This window comes from Amycolatopsis rifamycinica (assembly GCF_000695625.1).
Lineage (GTDB): Bacteria > Actinomycetota > Actinomycetes > Mycobacteriales > Pseudonocardiaceae > Amycolatopsis > Amycolatopsis rifamycinica.
This window is the reverse complement of the sequence record NZ_JMQI01000072.1, coordinates 17,695-36,805: the sequence shown is the minus strand read 5'-3', so window position 1 is coordinate 36,805 and position 19,111 is coordinate 17,695. Positions and strand designations below refer to the sequence as shown.

Genomic DNA, 19,111 nt, shown 5'->3' with positions numbered 1-19,111 from the left:
AGCTCCTAGTCGACCAAGGCGCCGCAGCTGATGTTGACCGTGGCCGCCGTCATCGAGGCCGCCTGGTCCGAGGCGACGAACGCCGCCACCGCGCCCACGTCCGCCAGCGTCGCCGCGCGGCCCAGCATCGTCTTGCCCGCGATGTTCTCCGCCAGCTCCGCCCGGCCCGGCATTTCCGCCGGGAGGGTTTCCGTGATGCCGCCCGTCCGCAACGTCACCGTGCGGATCCCGTACTGGCCCAGCTCGGCCGCGAGCTGGCGGCGCATTGCCTCCAGCGCGTGGAACGCCACCTGCAGCCCGCCCACCGCGAACTCGCGCACCGGGTCGGCCGCGCCCCCGAAGAACAGGATCGCCCCGGGCCGCTGCCGCGAAATCATCTGCCGGGCCGCCGCGCGGGCGGTCAGGAACTGGGTGCGGACGGCCGTCAGCACCGGGCGTTCGTAGTCCGCCACCGCCATGTCCACCAGCGGCGTGCCCTGGACGTCGCCGTGGCCGATGAGGTTGACCGACACGTCGACGGCGCCCACGGCCGCGGCGTGCTCGTCCACCGCCCGCTCGTCGAGCGCGTCGACCTCCGCCGTCTCGGCGAGGCCGCCCGCCGCGCGGATGCGGCCGGCCACCTCGTCCAGGCGGGCGCGGCTGCGGCCGGTGAGGAACACCCGCGCGCCTTCCCCGGCGAAGGCGGTGGCGACGGCCGTGCCGATCCGTCCCGCCGCGCCGTAGACGATCGCGTTCTTGCCGTCGAGCAACGTCATGGGTCCTCCGATGTCCGGGTGCGCTCACCGGTGCGTCGAACGACCGCACCCGGATTCGACGCTCAAGGACGCGCGACACCCATCGGGTTCGGCACCGGGACGACACCGCGGTCGATCAGCGCCCGGCTCAGCGGCACCGCCAGCTCCAGCAGCCGCTCGACGTCGGGGCCGAGCGCGGTCACCGGCGCCGCCGCCAGGCGGTCCGTGTCGGCCTCGATCCGGCGGCGCAGCTCGCGGCCCGCGCCGGTCAGGCGGCCGTCCGCGCCGAGGAGCCCGCGGGCCCGCAACCGGGCCACCGCCGCGTCCCACTCCGCGTCCGGCCAGCCGCGGTGGGGCTGGATGTCCGCGCGGGCGATCACGCCGTCGCCGATGTGGGTGAGCGTCGTCTCCAGGCCGCCCAAGCCGGCGTGGACCGCGGCGAGGACGTGGCCGTCGCCGCGGTGCTCACGCAGGATCGTCGTCGCCAGCCACAGCCGGGACAGCGGGTCCGCCGGCTTCGGCACCGCCGCCCACGCCGCGGCGAGCGGGCGCCCGCCGAACTCGCACGCGTCCACCGCCCGCCACAGCAGCTCGTTCAGCTCGCCGACGTCGGCGGCGACCGGGCGCAACGCCGAGGCCACTGCCTCGATCCGGGAGCCGGCGACGGCCTCGGGCGAGGCGAACGACCACGCGTCCGGCAGCGCCCGGGCCACCATCGCCGGCGCGAAGCCGAACAGCACGGCCGCCGCCGGTTCGGGACCGATCGGGCCCAGCGGCGCCAGCCGCCCGGCGAAGTAGCCCATCCAGTAGCCGCGCAAGCCGACCCGCTTCGCCGCTTCGGCCGTCTCGGGCGCGAAGTAGACGACGGCGTGCAGCGGTTCCACGGCCGCCCAGAGGCGACGAGCTGTCATGGCCACTCCTCACGAACTCACGAACTCACGGGGTCACGAACTCACGGGGTCAGGCGGTGCAGGTCGCGCGGGAAGAGCGTGACCTCCCGGACGTTCGCGACGCCGAGCAGCCGCGCCGTCCAGCGTTCCAGACCGATCGCGAACCCGCCGTGGGGTGGCATGCCGTGCGCGAACGCCTGCAGGTAGCCGGCGTACCCGGGCGCGGCTTCGCCCAGCACCGCGAGGTAGTCCGCGTGCCGGTGGAGCCGCTGGCCGCCGGTCACCAGCTCGACCCCGCGGAAGAGCAGGTCGAAGCTGTTCGAGTAGCCGGGCCGCGCCGGGTCCGGGTGCGTGTAGAACGGCCGTTTCGCCATCGGGTAGCCGGTGACGAACAGGAAGTCCGACCCGTGTTCGCGCCGCGCCCACGCCGACAGCGCGCGCTCGTGCGCCGGGGCGAGGTCCGGCTCGTCCGCCGGGGCGCCCACCAGGTCCAGCGCCGCCGGGAAGGCGATCTCCGGGATCTCCGCCGGGACGGTGACCAGCGCCGGGTCCGCCATCCCCGCGAGCACGTCGCGCAGCACGGCCATCACGTCGTGGTGGTCCCGGATGAACCCGAGCTCGACGTCGAGGCTGGTGTACTGCGCGAGGTGCCGGGCGGTGTCGTGCGGCTCGGCGCGGAAGACCGGGCCGACCTCGTAGACGCGTTCGAAGACGCCGACGAGCGCCTGCTTGAACAGCTGCGGCGACTGCGCGAGGTAGGCCCGGCGGCCGAAGTAGTCGATGCCGAAGACGTTCGCGCCGGATTCGGTCGCCGACGCCACGATCTTCGGCGTGTGCACCTCGGTGAACCCCAGTGCGTCCAAAGTGGACCGGAAGCCGCGCACGGCGGCCGCGGCCACGGCGAAGCGCTCCTTCAGCGCGGGGTGCCGCAGGGCGACCGGCGCGTGGTCGAGGATCGTCGGCAGCGACGCGGTGACGGCCGGCCGGTAGAGGTCGAACGGCGGTTTCGCCGCCGCTTCCGCCAGCGTTCGCACGACGGGCTCGACCAGCTCGACACCGCCGGGCGCGCGCGGGTTCGCCGACACGGTGGCGAGCACCTCGACCACGGTTTCCTCCGGTGGCGCGGCTGAACCCAGCACGACCTGCGCGAGCCCGGAGCGGTCCCGGACCACGACGAACGTGACGGATTTGAGGCGACGCCGGCGGTGCACCCAGCCGGCGACGCGGACGCGGTCGCCGACGTGCCCGGACAGCTCGGCGGCCAATACCCGAGTACTCATCACCCTCCCAACGCGGATCCCTGGGAGTGCGGGCGATCGGGACAACCGCGGTGCCACCGCACTTTCACCGCCCGGAGGCGGCCTCTTCGCGGCCCGGTGACGGGGGCCGGCCGGCGGGGCATGGGGCGCGGACGCCGTTCCTCCCCGCACTCCGGAGGGTCTTCGCCGCCCGGACACGGGACCGCCTTCCCAGCTGCCGGCGGCTCTCTGGACCCGTGCGCTCCGGGGGTTACTCGTCTCCATCAGCGCGTTGCCGACCACCGTAGCCGCCGGGCCGCGAAGCCGCCCCCGATTTTCAGCCCCAGGCGACCGGCAGCTCCCGGACCCCGTACACCAGCGTGTTGTGCTTGTACTCCAGCTCCTCCCGCGGGACGGCGAGCCGCAGATCCGGCACCCGCCGGAACAACCCCGTCAACGCCTCCTGCAGTTCCACCCGGGCCAGCTGCTGACCGACGCACTGGTGCGCGCCGAACCCGAACGCCACGTGCGTCCGCGGCTGCTCGCGGTGGAAGTCGAGCTTGTCCGCGGCCGGGAACACCGATTCGTCGCGGTTGGCCGAGTTCAGCGCCGCCACCAGCCACTCGCCCGCCCGGACCTCTCGCGACCCGACGCGGACGTCCTCGGTCGCGTAGCGCAGCACGCCCCACTGCACGACCGACAGGTACCGCAGCAGTTCCTCCACCGCCCGCTCCGGCTCGGCGAGCGCGACGTCACGCTGATCCGGGTGGTCCAGCAGCACCAGCGTGCTCAACGCGATCATGTTGGCCGTCGTCTCGTGGCCAGCCACCAGCAGGCTCAGCCCCAGCACGACCAGCTCCTCCATGGTCAGCGGGTCGTCGCCGCCGGTGGAGATCAGCTTGCTGAACAGGTCGTCCTGCGGATTCCGCTCCTTCGCGGTGAACAATCCGGCCAGGTATCCCGAAAGCGCGTCGTACGCTTGCTCGCCTTCCTCGCGCGTCGCGTCCGTGCTCACCAGCGTCGCGCTCTGCCGCTGGAAGCGCGAGCGGTCCGCGTACGGGACGCCGAGCAGCTCGCAGATCACCAGCGACGGGATCGGCAACGCGAAGTCCTGCACCAGATCCGCGGTCCGGCCCGGCTTCGCGAGCATCGCGTCGAGGTGGCTCTTCACGAGGCCCTGGACGTATCCGCGCAGGGCCTCCACGCGCCGCACCGTGAACTCCGCGATCACCTTCTTGCGCAGCCGCGCGTGCGCCGCGCCGTCGAGCTGGATGATCGAGCCCGGGCTGACGTCGATGTCGAGGTCGGCGTTCGGGTTGACGTGCACCGAGGACGCGCCGCGCGAGCTCATCGTGCGGTCGGCGAGCACCGCGCGGACGTCGGCGTACCGCGTCACCAGCCAGGCGTCCATGCCCGCCGGGCACCGCACCTTCGACGTGGGCGCGGTTTCCCGGAGGGTGGCGTACTTTTCGGGCGGTTCGAACGGGCAGCCGTCCGGCCGGGTCGTCGGGAGGGCCGGGGTTGCGGGTGCGGCCGTCACGGCGGATCACCTCTCTCTTCCGGTGGTCTGACCCTTCCACCATGGAGAGAACCGCGGCCGCCGTGGGCCGCCCGCCCGACTTGCGACCCGGATGGCCTAGCGAGCGCCGTACGCGCCGCCGTTCACGTGCACGACCTGGCCGGTGATGTGCGCGGCTTCCGGCGCGGCCAGGAACCCCACGGTGGCGGCGATTTCCTCCGGACGGCCGGCGCGCTCGTTGAACGCCGCGGAGATCCGGGCGGTCAGCCATTCTTCGGTGAGCGTGCCGTGGAAGAACTCCGTGTCGAGGACGACACCGGGCGCGACGACGTTGGCCGTGCCCGCGGTGCCCAGCTGCCGCGCGAGGTCGGTGTTCCACGCCTCGATGGCCGCCTTGGCGGCGCCGTACGAGCCGGAGCCCTGCTTCGCCGCGATGGAGCCGAGAGTCACCACGCGCACGTTGTCCGCGAAGCGTGGCTTGAGCGCCGCGGTGACGAGCACGGCGGAGAGCACGTTGGCTTCGAAGTTCGCCTGCCACGCGTCGGCGAGGCCCCGCAGGTCGCCCGGCGCGGGCGCCTCCCGCACCCGGTCGGTGTTGCCGCCGGCGTTGTTGACCAGGACGCCGACCCGCTCGGGCAGTTCCGCCAGCGCGGTCCGCACCGCCGCCGGGTCGCTCGCGTCGAACGCCACCGCCCGCGCGCCGATCTTCTCCGCCGCCGCTTCGAGGACGTCCTTGCGCCGCCCGGTGACGGTCACCCGCTCGCCCGCCGCCGCGAACCGGGCGGCGATCGCCAGCCCGATGCCGGTGCCGCCCCCGGTGACCACGATTTCCCGCTGTTCGCTCATGCCGCCATCTTCGCCGAGACGACCGGGCGGCCACCGGCTTTTCCCGCCGAGCGGGACACGAACCCGCGGCACGGCCCGAGTTGCCGGATCGGCAACGGAGTTTGCCTCATCGGGGACGTCTTCCGCATGCTCGGAGGACGTCCTTGAGGAGGAACCATGCCCCACGACCACCCGATGACCGTCGACGCCATGCTCAAGCAGGAGTTCTGGGAGGCGATGTACCAGCGTGACGAGCACCGGATCTGGAGCGGGAACGCCAACGTCAACCTGCGCGGCGAGGTCGAGGGGCTGAAACCCGGGCACGCGCTCGACCTCGGGTGCGGCGAGGGCGGCGACGCGATCTGGCTGGCCCGGCAGGGCTGGACGGTCGACGGCGTCGACATCTCGACCACCGCGCTCGCCCGCGCGGAGGAAGCCGGCGCCGAGGCGGGCGTGACGGTGACCTGGCTGCACCGCAACATCCTCGAGTGGCAGCCGGAAGCGCGGTACGACCTGGTCTCCGCGCAGTACATGCACCTGCCGCCGGACCTGCGCCGCGACGTCTTCACGGCGGCCGCGGCGGCGATCAGGCCGGGCGGCTCGCTGCTGGTCGTCGGGCACTCGCCGAAGGCCATGCGGCAGTTCGACGGCCAGAAGCCGCCGGAAGAGCTGTACTTCGAGCCCGAGGAGATCACCGGCTACCTCGGCGATCCCTGGGGCTGGGTGGTCGAGACGTGCGAGACGCGCGGCGAGGGCCACCACACCGACGCCGTCTACCGCGCCCGCCGCCTGGAGTCCTGACCCGCGAAGGGGCGGCACTTTCACGTGAAAGTGCCGCCCTTGGGAGTGGATCAGGCGAGCTCGAGGCCGTAGGCCTGCAGCTCGAGGGTGAGCGGGTAGAAGTAGCTGGTCACGGTGTCGCCGCCGGACAGGGTGCCGAGGCCCGTGGAGCCGTCGTAGGCCGGGCCGCCGGAGTCGCCGTGGTCGGTGTGCGCGGTGGTGCCGAACTCGTGGTTGAGCACGCCGACGTCGAAGTTGACCGACTCGTCGACCGAGGTCACCTCGCCGCTGCCGCCGCCGGTGGTCGAGCCCTGCTTCTGCATCTGCTCGCCGACGGTCGGCGCCGCCGCGCCGGTGATCGGCTGGCCGGTGTTGATCTCGCCGGGGCCGGTGCCGTTCGGGCGGGTCAGCAGCCCGGAGTCGGCGCCGGGGCAGTCGCTTTCGACGACCTGCGCGCCGGAGACGTCGCCGCCGGACCAGGTGCCGCCGAGGTTGGTGCAGTGGCCCGCGGTGAGCAGGAACGGCGAACCGCCGCGCGTCACGTTGAAGCCGAGCGAGCAGCGGCCCTGGCTGTTCTGGATCGCGTCGCCGTCGGCGAGGTACAGCTCCAGCTTGCCGGTGCGGTGCTCGACGCGGACGCTGTCGCCGTACCGCGCGGCGGCCGCGGTGACCCGGCCGGCGGTCTCCTTGCTGGCCGCGTCGTAGACCTTCACCACGACCTGGTTGGTCTTCGTGTCGATGCCCCACGCGGTCTGCGGCACGTTCTTCACCGAGTCCAGCTGGTTCTTGACACTCGTCAGCGCGGCGAAGGTGTGCTTGACCTTCTTCGCCGTGAGGCCGGCGGCCTGCACCTGCCGCATCGCGGCGTCGTCGACCACGTTCACGACGGCCTTGCCGTTCTCGAGGTAGACGCCGCCGGACGCGGCGCCGAGCGCGTCGGCCACCTGGGTGGCGGCGGTGATCGCGCGGGCCTGCAGCTCGGCGAAGGCCAACGGGGACGCGGTGGCCGCCGAAGCACAAACACCGCTGGTCAGCGCGGCGGCCGACAGGACGGCGATGGTCCTGAGGGCGGTCTTCCGGGGAGTCATCAACTTCCTCCAGGGTGACGTTCGAAGCCGGTGCCGACACTTTTGTTGCCGAGCAACCAACGCACTACCGACGAAGGTTGGTTAATAACCAATGGAACCGGACATACCGCGCAGATCACCCCGAACGGCGTAACGCGTCGCCCCGTCCGGCCTATTCGCGCGGCCAGCGGACGTGGTCTTCGTAGCCGGAGTGCTTCTTCAGGTACCCGGCGATGAACGGGCAGACCGGCACGATCGTCCCGCCGCGGGCGACCACGTCGTCGAGCGCGCCCGCCGCCAGCACCTTGCCGAGGCCCTGCCCGGCGAACGCGTCGTCGACCTCGGTGTGGGTGAACACCGTGAGGTCGCCGCGCCGGTCGTACTGCGCGATCCCGGCCAGCTTCTCGCCCGCCCACAGCTCGTAGCGGTTCTCGTCCGGGTTGTCGGCCACCCGGTTTTCGTCGGTCATCGGTTCTCCTCGTTCGGGGACGTCCCCATCGTGCGACGGCCGGCCACGGCGTGCCGATCGGGCCGGCCCGCCGCTGCGCCGGCCGGGGGAAGGGACCGTCCCGTTCGTGTGCTTCGCGGCTGTTCCCCTTGGCGGACACCGCGGCCGGCTGGTTGCCTCGCGGAGTGCCCGATCAGCCGTTCGTCCTCCCCGAGTTCTACCTGCCCTATCCGGCGCGCCTGAACCCGCACCTCGAGCGGGCGCGCGAGCACAGCAAGGCGTGGGCCCGCGAGCTCGACATGATCGACGTGCCGCAGCACGGCACGGTGATCTGGACCGAGCACGACCTCGACTCCCACGACTACGCGCTGCTCTGCGCGTACACCCACCCCGACGCCGGCGCCGACGAGCTCGACCTGATCACCGACTGGTACGTCTGGGTCTTCTACTTCGACGACCACTTCCTCGAGCTGTACAAGCGCACCGGCGACATCGACAGCGCGCGCGGCTACCTCGACCGGCTCGAGCTGTTCATGCCCGCCGAAGGCGAGATCACCGCGACACCGGAGAACCCGGTCGAGCGCGGCCTCACCGACCTGTGGAACCGGACGGTCCCGCACCGGTCGGCCGGCTGGCGGCGCCGGTTCGCCGAGAGCACGAAGGCGCTGCTGGACGAGTCGCTGTGGGAGCTGGCCAACATCAACGAAGGCCGGCTCGCGAACCCGATCGAGTACGTCGAGATGCGGCGGAAGGTCGGCGGCGCGCCGTGGTCGGCGAACCTGGTCGAGCACTCGGTGCACGCCGAGGTGCCCGGCGCGATCGCCGCGTCCCGGCCGATGGAGGTCCTGCGCGACTGCTTCGCCGACAGCGTCCACCTCCGCAACGACCTGTTCTCCTACCAGCGCGAGGTGCAGGACGAGGGCGAGCTGTCCAACGGCGTGCTCGTGTTCGAGCAGTTCCTCGGGCTGAGCACCCAGCAGGCGGCCGACGCGGTCAACGACCTGATCACCTCCCGGCTGCACCAGTTCGAGCACACCGCGCTCACCGAGGTGCCCGCGCTGTTCGACGAGCACTGCGTCGACCCGGCCGCGCGCGCGGCGACGTTCGCCTACGTCAAGGGCCTGCAGGACTGGCAGGCCGGCGGCCACGAGTGGCACCTGCGGTCCAGCCGGTACATGAACGAAGGCGCCCTGGACGGCCGCGAGCCGGGCGGCACGACCGGCCTCGGCACCTCCGCGGCCCGCATCTTCTCGTCGGCGCTCGCCACCGCGCCGCAACGGCTGCGCGCGTACAGCTCGACGCCGTTCCGCGCGGTCGACGTGCCCCGGCCGTCCGTCGAAGTGCCGTTCCCCCTGCGGCTCAGCCCGCACCTGGAGTCCTGCCGCCGCCGCAACGTCGACTGGGCGCGGCGCACGGGTTTTCTCGACGGCGTGGTCTGGGACGAGCGGAAGCTGCGGGCCGCCGACCTGCCGCTGTGCGCGGCGGGCATCCACCCGGACGCGACGGCCGGCGCCCTCGACGTCACGAGCGACTGGCTCACCTGGGGCACCTACGCCGACGACTACTACCCGGCGGTGTTCGGCCCGACCCGCGACCTCGCGGCGGCGAAGGCGGCCAACGCGCGGCTGTCGGCGTTCATGCCGGTGGACGGCTCGCCGATGCCGGTGCCGGCTTCGGCGTTGGAAGCGGGCCTGGCCGACCTCTGGCCGCGGACCACGGGGGAGATGGCCCCGGAGCAGCGGCGGGCGGTGCGCCGGGCCGTCGAGACGATGACGTCGAGCTGGCTCTGGGAGCTGGCCAACCAGGCGCAGAACCGCATCCCGGACCCGATCGACTACGTCGAGATGCGGCGCCGGACGTTCGGCTCGGACCTCACGATGAGCCTCTCGCGGTTCTCGCACGGGCGTTCGGTGCCGCCGTCGCTGTACCGGACGCGGCCGGTGCAGGCGATCGAGCACGCGGCGACGGACGTGGCCTGCCTGATCAACGACCTGTACTCCTACCGCAAGGAGATCCAGTACGAAGGCGAGCTGCACAACGCGGTGCTGGTGGTGCAGAACTTCCTGGACTGCCCCGAGGAACGCGCGTTCGAGGTGGTCACCGACCTGGTGCACGCTCGCCTGGCGGAGTTCGAGCACGCGGCGGCGATCGAGCTGCCCGGCCTGTTCCGCGACTACGCGATCGAGCCGGACGTGCAGGAGATGCTGCTCGGCTACGTCCAGGAGTTCCGCGACTGGATGGCCGGGATCCTGAACTGGCACGAGCACGTGGGCCGCTACACCGAGCCGGAGCTGGGCCGCCACCCGACGCCGGTGCCGGTCTTCGGCGGCCCCACCGGCATCGGGACGTCGTCGCTGCGCATCTCGTCCCTGCTTCCCGCGGGTCGCTGAACGGCGTTGCCCTGGCCACTCCGCCGGGCGTTCGGCGGCGGCGGAGGTGATACTCGGGGCGTGAGCGGCTTCAGCCTGCGCTTCCTCGGCCATTCGACCGTCCGCCTGGAACTCGGTGGCCGGGTCGTGCTGACCGATCCCGTGCTCACCGCGCGCGTCGGCGGGCTCGTCCGGGTCGTTCCCGTGCCGTCGCCCGGAAGCTACGCCGGCGTCGACCTCGTCCTGCTCTCCCACCTGCACGGTGACCACGTGCACCCGCCGTCACTGAGACTGCTCGGCCCGGACACCCGGATCGTCGTCCCCCGCGGCGCCGGGACGTGGCTGCGCCGGAAGGGCTTCGAGCGCGTCGAGGAGATCGCGCCCGGGGAGACGCTCACCGACGGCGGCCTCACCGTCACGGCCACCGAAGCCGTCCATTCCGGACACCGGTGGGGGCCGCGGCTGACCCACGGGCCGCAGAGCCCCGCGCTCGGACACCTGATCGAGGGCGACGGCAAGAAGATCTACCACGCCGGCGACACCGACCTCTTCGACGGCATGCGCGAATTCGGCCCGGTCGACATCGCCCTGCTGCCCGTCTGGGGCTGGGGACCGAACCTCGGCCCCGGGCACCTCGACCCGGCCCGCGCCGCGGTCGCCGCCGGGCTGGTGCAGGCCCGGGCGGCCGTCCCGGTGCACTGGGGCACGCTCGCCCTCCCCGGCGTCCGGCGCACCGCCCGGATGCGGCGGCTGCTGGCCGACCCGCCGCGCGTGTTCGCCGCCGAAGTCAAGGCCGGCGGCGGAACCACCGACGTCCTGTTCACCGAGCCCGGCGCCGACGTCGCCCTGCCCGCGCCGAAGGACCGCACGTGAACTGGACCGACCCGGCCACCATCGGCTACCCCGCCGTGTTCGGCGGCGTGCTGCTCGGCTCGATCGTCCCCGTCGTGCCGACCGGCGCCGTCGTCGGCGCCGGGGCCGCCGTCGCGACGACGACCGGCCACCTGTCCCTGCCGCTCGTGCTCGTCCTCGCCACGCTCGGCGCCTACGCCGGCGACGTCGTGACGTTCGGGATCCCGCGCCTGGGCAGCGAAGCCGCGTTCCGCTGGATCAGCCGCCGCCAGCCCGCCGAACGGCTGGAGAAGGCCCGCGAGCAGTTCGCCCGCCGCGGCTGGCAGCTCGTGGTGATCGGCAGGCTGGTCCCGGCCGGCCGCATCCCCGTGCTGCTCGCCGCGGCCGCGCTGGGCTACCCGTGGCGGCGCCTGCTGCCCGCCGCGCTCGTGGCGTGCGTTCTCTGGGCGACCGCGTACGCCCTGCTCGGCATCCTCAGCGGCGGTCTCTTCGACTCGCCCCTCGTCGCGACGCTGCTCGCCACCGTGCTCGTCCTGCTGGTCACCGTGCTGGCCAACCTGATCGCCCGGTGGCGGCGCAAGAGCAAGGAGCCGGTGTGACGACGACCGCCCCGAAGGGCAGGCTGCTGCGCGGCGGCCGGGCCGTCGCCCGCGCGGTCGGCGTGTGGATCGCGGTGACCGGCGCGCTGCGCCTGCTCGACGTGCTCCTCCCCGGCTTCCGGATGACGCACTGGTGGCAGCCGGCCATCTGCGCGCTGCTGCTCGGCCTGCTCACCGCCGTGGTCTGGCCGCTGGTCATGCGGATCGCCTACCCGCTGGCGTTCGTCACCTTCGGCGGCTTCGGCTTCCTGCTGCTCGGCGCCGGCACCCTCGCCGTCTTCCGCACCGTGCCCGGTGTCGAGGTCGCGGGCTTCCGCACCGCGGTGATCGTCACGCTCGGGATGGCCGCCGTCGGCGCGCTCGTCTCCAGCCTCCTCGCCGTCGACGAAGACGAAATCTTCTTCCGCCGCGCCGCCCGGCGCCGCCGCCGGCACACCCCCGCCGCCGACGCCGGGGACCAGCCACCCGGCGTGCTGTTCCTGCAGATCGACGGCCTCGGGTACGACACCGTCCGCCGCGCCGTCCGCGACGGCGACATGCCGACGTTCGCCGCCTGGCTCGCCGAGGACAGCCACGCGCTGGACCGCTGGCACACCGACTGGAGCTCGCAGACCGGGGCGAGCGTCTGCGGCATCCTGCACGGCTCCAACCACGACATCCTCGGTTTCCGCTGGTACGAAAAGGACCGCGACCGCGTGATGGCGTGCGCGCACCCGGCCGACGCGGCCGAGATCGAGCGGCGGCACTCCGATGGCCACGGCCTCCTGGCCGGCGACGGCGCGAGCCGCGGCAACCTGTTTTCCGGCGACGCCGCGCACGTCAGCCTCACGATGAGCTCGATCCCGGTGCTGGTGCCGAGGAAGCTGCTGCGCCGGCACCGCGATCGCCTCGGCGCGGGCTACTACGCCTACTTCGCGAACCCGGTCAACGCGCTGCGCACGTTCGCCGTCGCCCTCGCCGACGTTTTCCGGGAAATCAGCGCTTCGGTCCGCCAGCGCCGCGCCGGCGTCGTGCCGCGGGTCCCGCGCGGCGGCTGGTACCCGCTGGCCCGGCCGGGCACGACGGTGATCGCGCGGGACGTGGTCGTGTCCGCGATCCTGGGCGACATGCTCGCCGGACGGCCCGTCGTGTACGCGGACTTCCTCGGCTACGACGAGGTCGCGCACCACTCCGGCATCGAGCGGTTCGACACGCTCTCCGTGCTGCGCTCGATCGACCAGCAGATCGCGCGGCTGCACCGGGCGAGCCGGCTGGCGCCGCGCCGCTACCACGTCGTGGCGCTGTCGGACCACGGCCAGACCCAGGGCCAGGCGTTCTCGCAGCGGTTCGGCGAGACGATCGAGGCGTACGTCGGCCGGCTGTGCGGTGGTGCGCCGTCGCCGGCGACGGCGTCTTCGGGGAAGCGGCGCCAGGCCGAGAGCTGGCAGATCAACGCGGCCCTGGCCGAGGCGACGAAGAGCGGCGGCCCGATCGCCCGCCGGCTGCGCGCCCGGGTCGAGGACGCCGAGTGCGCCGAAGACCGCCCGCGCACGACGTCCGGCTCGCCGGGCGCGGTCACCCGGGTGGCGCCCGGCGTGGTGGTGGTCGTCTCCGGGCACCTGGCGATGGTTTCGTTCACCGAGCACGAAGGCCGCGTCGAACTGGAGACGATCGAGCGAGAGTTCCCGGACCTGCTGCCGTCCCTGGTCGACCACCCCGGCGTCGGCTTCCTGCTGGTCCGCAGCCGCGAGTTCGGCCCGGTGGTCCTCGGCCGCGACGGGCTGCACCGGCTGGCCACCGGCGTCGTCATCGGCGAGGACCCGCTGCTGCCGTACGGCCCGCACGCGGCGGACCTGATCCGCCGGGTGGACACGTTCCCGCACTGCGCGGACGTGATGATCAACAGCCGCTACGACCCGGAATCGGACCAGGCGTCGCCGTTCGAGACGCACGTGGGCTCGCACGGCGGGCTGGGCGGGCCGCAGCAGCGCGGTTTCGTCGTGCACCCGCGTGAGCTGGAGTTCCCCGGCGAAGTCGTCGGGGCGGAGGCCCTGCACCGCGTGTTCCGCGGCTGGCTGGCCGAGCTGGGGCACGCCCCGGTGGAGACCCCTGTGACGGAGGTAGTTTCGTGAAGCTGACGGTTTACGGCGCGAGCTGGTGCCCGGACGTGAAGCGCAGCCGCGCGCTGCTCGACCGCGAAGGCGTCGAATACTCCTATGTGGACGTCGATGCGGACGCGGCGGCCGAGCGCCGGGTCCGCGAACTGCAGGACGGCGCCCGCCGCATCCCGACCATCGTCTGGGAGGACGGCTCGTTCCTGGTCGAGCCGTCGGACGACGAACTGAGCGCGCGCCTGTGAAACTGCTGCGGGAACTGCCCCTGGGCACGCGGGTCGTGGTGCGCTACCGGATCGAGGGCGGCTTCACCGACGCGCTCGGCGACCTGGTGGCCCGCGACGGAACGACGTGCACGGTGGAGACCCGGCGCGGCCCGGTCGTGGTGGCGTTCGACGCGGTCGCGCTGGCCAAGCCGGTGCCTCCGCCGCCGGTCCGGAAATCCGGTGGCGGGCCGGCGTCCGCTTTGTGACGATCGAGGCATGTTCGAAGCCCTGGTGGCCGAAGCCGAAGCGGTGTCCGTCGACGGCTGGGACTTCTCCTGGCTCGACGGCCGCGCCACCGAGGCCCGCCCGTCCTGGGGCTACCAAGGGCTGCTGGCCGAGCGCCTCGGTCGCGCGCGGGCGGCCCTCGACCTCGAAACCGGCGGCGGCGAAGTCCTCGGCGGCTGCCCGTCCCTGCCACCGCTGACGGCCGCGACCGAGTCGTGGCCGCCGAACATCGCGAAGGCGTCGGCCCGGCTGCCGGTTCACGGCCGGGCAGTACCGGGACAAGCTCCGGCGGCTGCACGAGCTGATCGAGCGCGACGGCTCGTTCGTGGCCCACACGACCCGGTTCCTCATCGAGGCCCGGAAGCCTTGACGATCGCCGCTTCGACGCCGTCCAGCAGCAGCTCCAGGCCCGCCTCGAACGACAGCCGCGCCTCCCGCTCCAGGTAGGGCTCCTCCGAAGCCGGCGCCTCGTACTCGCCCTCCTCCCCCAGCCGGGCCACCGTCGGGAACCGGGCAGGCAGGTCCGGGGCCAGCTCCGCCAGCAACGCCGACCGCGCGTACCACCAGTCCTCTTCGGACTGTCCGGTCTCGCGCGCCGCCTGGCGGGACTCCGCGGCCGCCTGGACCGAGCCGCGGACGATGTTGAACAGCGCCGACACCACCCACCGGACCCGGGACAACGGCAGCCCGGTCGACGCCAGGACGGACAGCAGCGTCTCCTGGACGTGGAACTCCCCCGGCCCCAGCACCGGCCGCGCCGGCGACACCTGCAGCAGCCACGGGTGGCGCAGGTGCAGATCCCACAGCGCCCCGGCCAAGGACAGAGCGGCAGAACGCCAGCCATCGGAAGCCTGAAAGGACGACGGCAGTTCGCCCAGCGTGCGGTCGTACATGAGGTCGACCAGCTCGGTCTTGCCCGGCACGTACGTGTACAACGCCATCGCGGTGCGGCCGAGCCGCTCCCCCACCGACCGCATGGACAGCGCCGTCATGCCGTCGGCGTCGGCGATCTCGATCGCCGCGGCGACGATCGCCTCGACGGACAGGCCCGGTTTCGGGCCCGGGCCCGTGCGGGGCGCCACCACCCGGGGCCCCCACAGCAGCTCCATGGACCGCCGGGCGTCGCCCTGACCCGCGAAGACGACCACCTTGCCGACTCCTTACACCCTAAAGTAATGTACGGTCGAGAATCACTTTACAGCCTAAAGTATCAAGAAGGACGGTATGACCTCACCCAGGCGGGCCGCCGACACCCACGACGTGATCCAGGTCCGGGGCGCCCGGGAGAACAACCTCGCCGGCCTCGACCTCGACATCCCGAAGCGACGGCTCACGGTGTTCACGGGCGTCTCCGGCTCCGGCAAGTCATCCCTGGTCTTCGGCACCATCGCGGCGGAGTCCCAGCGGCTGATCAACGAGACCTACAGCGCCTTCCTCCAGTCGTTCATGCCGAGCCTCTCGCGCCCGGACGTCGACCTGCTGGAGAACCTCAGCGCGGCCATCGTCGTCGACCAGGAGCGGATGGGCGCCAACTCGCGCTCCACCGTCGGCACCGCGACCGACGCCTACGCGATGCTGCGGATCGCCTTCTCGCGGCTCGGCGAGCCGTACGTCGGCACGTCCGGCGCGTTCAGCTTCAACCTGCCCGAGGGCATGTGCCCGGCCTGTGAGGGCCTCGGCCGGGTCTCCGACCTGGACGTCCACGCCCTCCTCGACTTCGACCGCTCGCTCAACGAAGGCGCGGTCCTCGTCCCCGGCTGGGCGCCCGACAACTGGTACGTGCAGATCTACGCCGCCTCCGGGTTCTTCGACCCGGACGCGAAGATCCGCGACTTCACGCCCGGGCAGCTCGACGACCTGCTGTACAAGGGCCCGTGCAAGGTGAAGGTCGGCAAGCAGAACCTCACCTATGAGGGCTTGGCGGTGAAGGTCAAGCGGCTTTACCTGCAGAAGGACACCGATTCGCTGCAGTCGCACCTGCGTGCGTTCATCGAGAAGGCCGCCACCTTCGCCACCTGCGGCGAGTGCGGTGGCGCCCGGCTCAACCAGGCCGCGCTGTCGGCGAAGATCGACGGCCGGAACATCGCCGACTGCGCCGCGATGCAGATCAGCGACCTCGCCGAGTTCGTCCGGAACCTCGACGCGCCCTCGATCCGGCCGCTGCTGGGCAACCTGCGCGACACCCTCGACTCGCTGGTCGAGATCGGCCTCGGCTACCTCTCCCTCGACCGCGAATCGGCGACCCTCTCCGGCGGCGAGGCGCAGCGCGTGAAGATGGTGCGCCACCTCGGGTCGAGTCTCACCGACGTCACCTACGTCTTCGACGAGCCGACCGTCGGGCTGCACCCGCACGACATCGAGCGGATGAACAACCTGCTGCTCTGCCTGCGGGACAAGGGGAACACCATCCTGGTCGTCGAGCACAAGCCGGAGACGATCCGGATCGCCGACCACGTCGTCGACCTCGGCCCCGGCGCGGGGGCCGCGGGCGGGCGGCTCTGCTACGCCGGCAGCGTCGACGGCCTGCGCGCGTCCGGCACGCTCACCGGCCGCCACCTCGACCACCGGGTCACGCTCCGGGCGGAGGTGCGCGAGCCGACCGGGCACGTCCGCATCACCGGGGCCAAGCTGCACAACCTCCGCGACGTCAGCGTCGACGTCCCGCTCGGCGTGCTGACCGTGGTCACCGGCGTGGCCGGGTCGGGGAAGTCGTCGCTGATCCACGGCTCCCTGGGCAGGCGCGACGACGTCGTCGTGGTCGACCAGTCGGCGATCCGGGGGTCCCGCCGCTCCAACCCGGCGACCTACACCGGCCTGCTCGACCCGATCCGGGCGGCGTTCGCCAAGGCCAACGGCGTCAAGGCGAGCCTGTTCAGCGCCAACTCCGAAGGCGCCTGCCCGAAGTGCAAGGGCCTCGGCGTGATCTACACGGACCTGGCGATGATGGCCGGGGTGGCGTCGGTCTGCGAAGAGTGCGAGGGCAGGCGGTTCACCCCCAAGGTGCTCACGCACCTGCTGCGCGGCAAGAACATCAGCGAGGTCCTCGCCATGTCCGTCGCCGAAGCGCGCGAGTTCTTCACAGGAGGCAACGCCCGGACGGTCCTCGACCGCCTCGCCGACGTCGGCCTCGGCTACCTGACGCTCGGGCAGCCGCTGACCACCCTGTCCGGCGGTGAGCGGCAGCGGCTCAAGCTGGCGATCCGGATGGCCGAGAAGGGCTCGACGTACATCCTCGACGAGCCGACGACCGGGCTGCACCTGGCCGACGTCGACCAGCTGCTCGCGCTCCTCGACCGGATCGTCGACGCGGGCAACACGGTGATCGTCATCGAGCACCACCAGGCCGTGATGGCCCACGCCGACTGGCTGATCGACCTCGGTCCCGGCGCCGGTCACGACGGCGGCCGGGTCGTCTTCGAGGGCACACCCGCCGCGCTCGTCGCGGACGCCTCGACGTTGACCGCCCGTCACCTGCGCGAGTACCTGGGGAAGCCGTGAAGCCGACCGGTCTGCTCGAAGTGACGGCGGTGCGGCGGGTGACGCCGCGCACCGTGCGGGTCACCTTCACCGGCCCGGGCCTGGCCGGCCTCGAGCCGTGGCCCGACCAGCAGCTCAAGCTCCTGTTCCCGCCACCGGGCCGCCCGGTGCGGCTGCCGCCGGACGACGGCGACGTCATGCGCTGGTACCAGGCTTACCTGGCCATCCCGGAGGACGAACGCCCGGCGATGCGCAGCTACACGGTGCGCTCGCGGGACGGCGGCACGATCGACGTCGACTTCGTGCTGCACCCCGGTCCGGCGGGCCCGGCCACGGCGTGGGCCCGGCGGGCGGCACCGGGCGACGTCCTCGGCCGGTACGGCCCGGACCCGGCCTACCGCCGTCCACTGCCCACGGCGGGCACGCTGTTGTGCGCGGGCGACGAGACGGCGCTTCCCGCCATCGCGTCCATTCTGTCCGAAGTGGACAACGCGGTGGCGTTCGTCGAGGTCGCGGACGCGGCGGAGGAGCAGCCGCTGCCCGGCGAGGTCCACTGGCTGCACCGGGACGGCGCCGGGCACGGCCGGCGGCTGCTGGCCGCCGTCCGCGACGCGAAGCTGCCCGGCGGTCCGGTGGCCGCGTGGCTGGCGGGCGAGGCCTCGACGGTCCGCGCGGTGCGCCGTCACCTCGTCGGCGACCGCGGCTGGGACAAGAGCGTCATCGAGTTCACCGGTTACTGGCGGCGCCGCCTGACCCAGGACGACGCCCCGACGCCGGAGGACCTGGCCGACGCGGCGGAAAAGCTCGGCGGCTGATGGCAGACTCGGCGGGGTGCGCGGGGAACTGACGGCATCGGGCATCGACCCGGCCTCGGTGGTGACGGCCGAGGAGATCGGCGGCGGGACGTACAACCGGGCCGTCCGGCTGGTGCTGGCGGACGGACGGCGGCTGGTACTCAAGATCGCGCCGTCGGCACCCGGCCTGACGTACGAGCACGACCTGCTGGAGACCGAGGCGGAGTACTACCGGCTGGCGTCCGGGCCGCTGCCGTCGGTGGTGGGCGCGGGGCCGGGATTCCTGCTGATGACGGAGGTGCCGGGCGTTCCCTGGTCCGAAGTCTCCGGCACCGGCCCGCACCTGCGCACCGAACTGGGCGCGATCGTGGCGCGCCTGCACGAGACGACCGGCGACGGGTTCGGCTACCTCCAGGACCCGCCGCACCCGACATGGCCCGCGGCGTTCACGGCGATGGTGGACGCGATCCTGTCCGACGCGGTCCGCTACCGCGTGCGCCTGCCGCGCCCGGGGGCCGAGATCGCGCACCTGGTCCGCCGCCACGAGCCGCTGCTGGCGCAGGTCACGACCCCGGTGCTGGTCCACTTCGACCTGTGGCGGGGCAACATCCTCCTCGACGGCGGCCACGTGTCGGGCATCATCGACGCCGAGCGCGCGTTCTGGGGCGACCCGGTGGCGGAGTTCGTTTCGCTGACGCTGTTTCGCGACCTCGACGAGCCCCTGCTGACGGGCTACGGCGCGGCCAGCCTCGACGCACCGGCCCGGCGGCGGCTGACGTTGTACCGGGTGTACCTGGGCTTGATCATGCTGGTGGAGATGGTGCCGAGGCGGGACGCGAACCCGGACCGGGAGCGGTACGTCACGGCCTGGCTGGCCGAGAACCTGGACGCGGCCCAGCGGGCGGTGTGAGCGGGCGGAAAATCGGAGCCGCCTC

18 protein-coding genes are annotated in these 19,111 nt (G+C 72.7%); 10 read left to right on the top strand and 8 right to left on the bottom strand.

Annotation, left to right across the window (positions count from 1 at the left end):
- Positions 1-5: 5 nt before the first annotated feature.
- From DV20_RS34930 to DV20_RS34910, 5 genes are all read right to left on the bottom strand, one after another.
- Positions 6-755, bottom strand: coding sequence for an SDR family NAD(P)-dependent oxidoreductase (locus DV20_RS34930; protein ID WP_043787522.1), 750 nt, complete (start codon positions 753-755; stop codon positions 6-8).
- A gap of 62 nt (positions 756-817) precedes the next feature.
- The gene (locus DV20_RS34925; RefSeq protein ID WP_043787521.1) at positions 818-1,645 is read right to left on the bottom strand and encodes an SCO6745 family protein; all 828 of its coding nucleotides are present in this window, start codon (positions 1,643-1,645) and stop codon (positions 818-820) included.
- Between the two features lie 41 nt (positions 1,646-1,686).
- Positions 1,687-2,904 (bottom strand): aspartate--tRNA(Asn) ligase, encoded by a 1,218-nt coding sequence (aspS, locus tag DV20_RS34920; RefSeq protein WP_043787520.1) that lies wholly within the window; start codon positions 2,902-2,904, stop codon positions 1,687-1,689.
- A 295-nt stretch (positions 2,905-3,199) separates the two neighbouring features.
- A complete protein-coding gene (locus DV20_RS34915; RefSeq protein ID WP_043787518.1) occupies positions 3,200-4,402 on the bottom strand; it encodes a cytochrome P450 in 1,203 nt (400 codons plus the stop codon).
- 96 nt (positions 4,403-4,498) lie between these two features.
- The gene (locus DV20_RS34910; protein ID WP_043787517.1) at positions 4,499-5,227 is read right to left on the bottom strand and encodes an SDR family oxidoreductase; all 729 of its coding nucleotides are present in this window, start codon (positions 5,225-5,227) and stop codon (positions 4,499-4,501) included.
- Between the two features lie 156 nt (positions 5,228-5,383).
- Between DV20_RS34910 and DV20_RS34905 the strand changes: the two genes are divergently transcribed.
- On the top strand, positions 5,384-6,007 hold the full coding sequence (locus DV20_RS34905) for an SAM-dependent methyltransferase (RefSeq protein WP_043787516.1): 624 nt from the start codon (positions 5,384-5,386) through the stop codon (positions 6,005-6,007).
- Between the two features lie 50 nt (positions 6,008-6,057).
- Here the strand turns inward: DV20_RS34905 and DV20_RS34900 are convergent, their stop codons facing one another.
- Together DV20_RS34900 and DV20_RS34895 are read right to left on the bottom strand one after the other, a co-directional pair.
- Positions 6,058-7,074, bottom strand: coding sequence for a S1 family peptidase (locus tag DV20_RS34900; protein ID WP_043787515.1), 1,017 nt, complete (start codon positions 7,072-7,074; stop codon positions 6,058-6,060).
- Between the two features lie 151 nt (positions 7,075-7,225).
- Entirely contained in the window at positions 7,226-7,522 is a 297-nt protein-coding gene (locus DV20_RS34895; RefSeq protein WP_043787514.1) for a GNAT family N-acetyltransferase, read from the bottom strand.
- Positions 7,523-7,686: 164 nt separating this feature from the next.
- Here DV20_RS34895 and DV20_RS34890 point away from each other — a divergent pair, with 164 nt between their 5' ends.
- The 6 genes from DV20_RS34890 to DV20_RS34865 are packed head-to-tail and all read left to right on the top strand — an operon-like array spanning position 7,687 to position 13,886.
- Positions 7,687-9,891, top strand: a complete 2,205-nt coding sequence (locus DV20_RS34890) for a terpene synthase family protein (protein ID WP_235191065.1) — start codon at positions 7,687-7,689, stop codon at positions 9,889-9,891.
- Positions 9,892-9,951: 60 nt separating this feature from the next.
- Positions 9,952-10,743 carry an MBL fold metallo-hydrolase gene (locus DV20_RS34885; protein ID WP_043787513.1) on the top strand — a complete coding sequence of 264 codons (792 nt, stop codon included), beginning with the start codon at positions 9,952-9,954 and terminating at the stop codon, positions 10,741-10,743.
- Positions 10,740-11,321 (top strand): DedA family protein, encoded by a 582-nt coding sequence (locus tag DV20_RS34880; protein WP_043787512.1) that lies wholly within the window; start codon positions 10,740-10,742, stop codon positions 11,319-11,321. The genes DV20_RS34885 and DV20_RS34880 overlap by 4 nt, the downstream gene beginning before the upstream one ends.
- Entirely contained in the window at positions 11,318-13,432 is a 2,115-nt protein-coding gene (locus DV20_RS34875; RefSeq protein ID WP_043787511.1) for a phage holin family protein, read from the top strand. The genes DV20_RS34880 and DV20_RS34875 overlap by 4 nt, the downstream gene beginning before the upstream one ends.
- Positions 13,429-13,659 carry a glutaredoxin family protein gene (locus DV20_RS34870; protein WP_043787510.1) on the top strand — a complete coding sequence of 77 codons (231 nt, stop codon included), beginning with the start codon at positions 13,429-13,431 and terminating at the stop codon, positions 13,657-13,659. Before DV20_RS34875 ends, DV20_RS34870 begins: the two co-directional genes overlap by 4 nt.
- Positions 13,656-13,886 (top strand): putative acetyltransferase, encoded by a 231-nt coding sequence (locus DV20_RS34865; protein ID WP_043787509.1) that lies wholly within the window; start codon positions 13,656-13,658, stop codon positions 13,884-13,886. Before DV20_RS34870 ends, DV20_RS34865 begins: the two co-directional genes overlap by 4 nt.
- Positions 13,887-14,252: 366 nt before the next feature.
- Here the strand turns inward: DV20_RS34865 and DV20_RS34855 are convergent, their stop codons facing one another.
- A complete protein-coding gene (locus tag DV20_RS34855) occupies positions 14,253-15,053 on the bottom strand; it encodes a TetR/AcrR family transcriptional regulator (protein WP_043787507.1) in 801 nt (266 codons plus the stop codon).
- Positions 15,054-15,129: 76 nt separating this feature from the next.
- Between DV20_RS34855 and DV20_RS34850 the strand changes: the two genes are divergently transcribed.
- From DV20_RS34850 to DV20_RS34840, 3 genes are read left to right on the top strand one after another with little or no spacing between them, the layout of a single operon-like run.
- On the top strand, positions 15,130-17,403 hold the full coding sequence (locus tag DV20_RS34850; protein WP_043787506.1) for an ATP-binding cassette domain-containing protein: 2,274 nt from the start codon (positions 15,130-15,132) through the stop codon (positions 17,401-17,403).
- Positions 17,400-18,197 carry a siderophore-interacting protein gene (locus tag DV20_RS34845; protein WP_043787505.1) on the top strand — a complete coding sequence of 266 codons (798 nt, stop codon included), beginning with the start codon at positions 17,400-17,402 and terminating at the stop codon, positions 18,195-18,197. The genes DV20_RS34850 and DV20_RS34845 overlap by 4 nt, the downstream gene beginning before the upstream one ends.
- Positions 18,198-18,213: 16 nt before the next feature.
- Entirely contained in the window at positions 18,214-19,086 is an 873-nt protein-coding gene (locus DV20_RS34840) for an aminoglycoside phosphotransferase family protein (protein ID WP_043787504.1), read from the top strand.
- Positions 19,087-19,111: the final 25 nt, after the last annotated feature.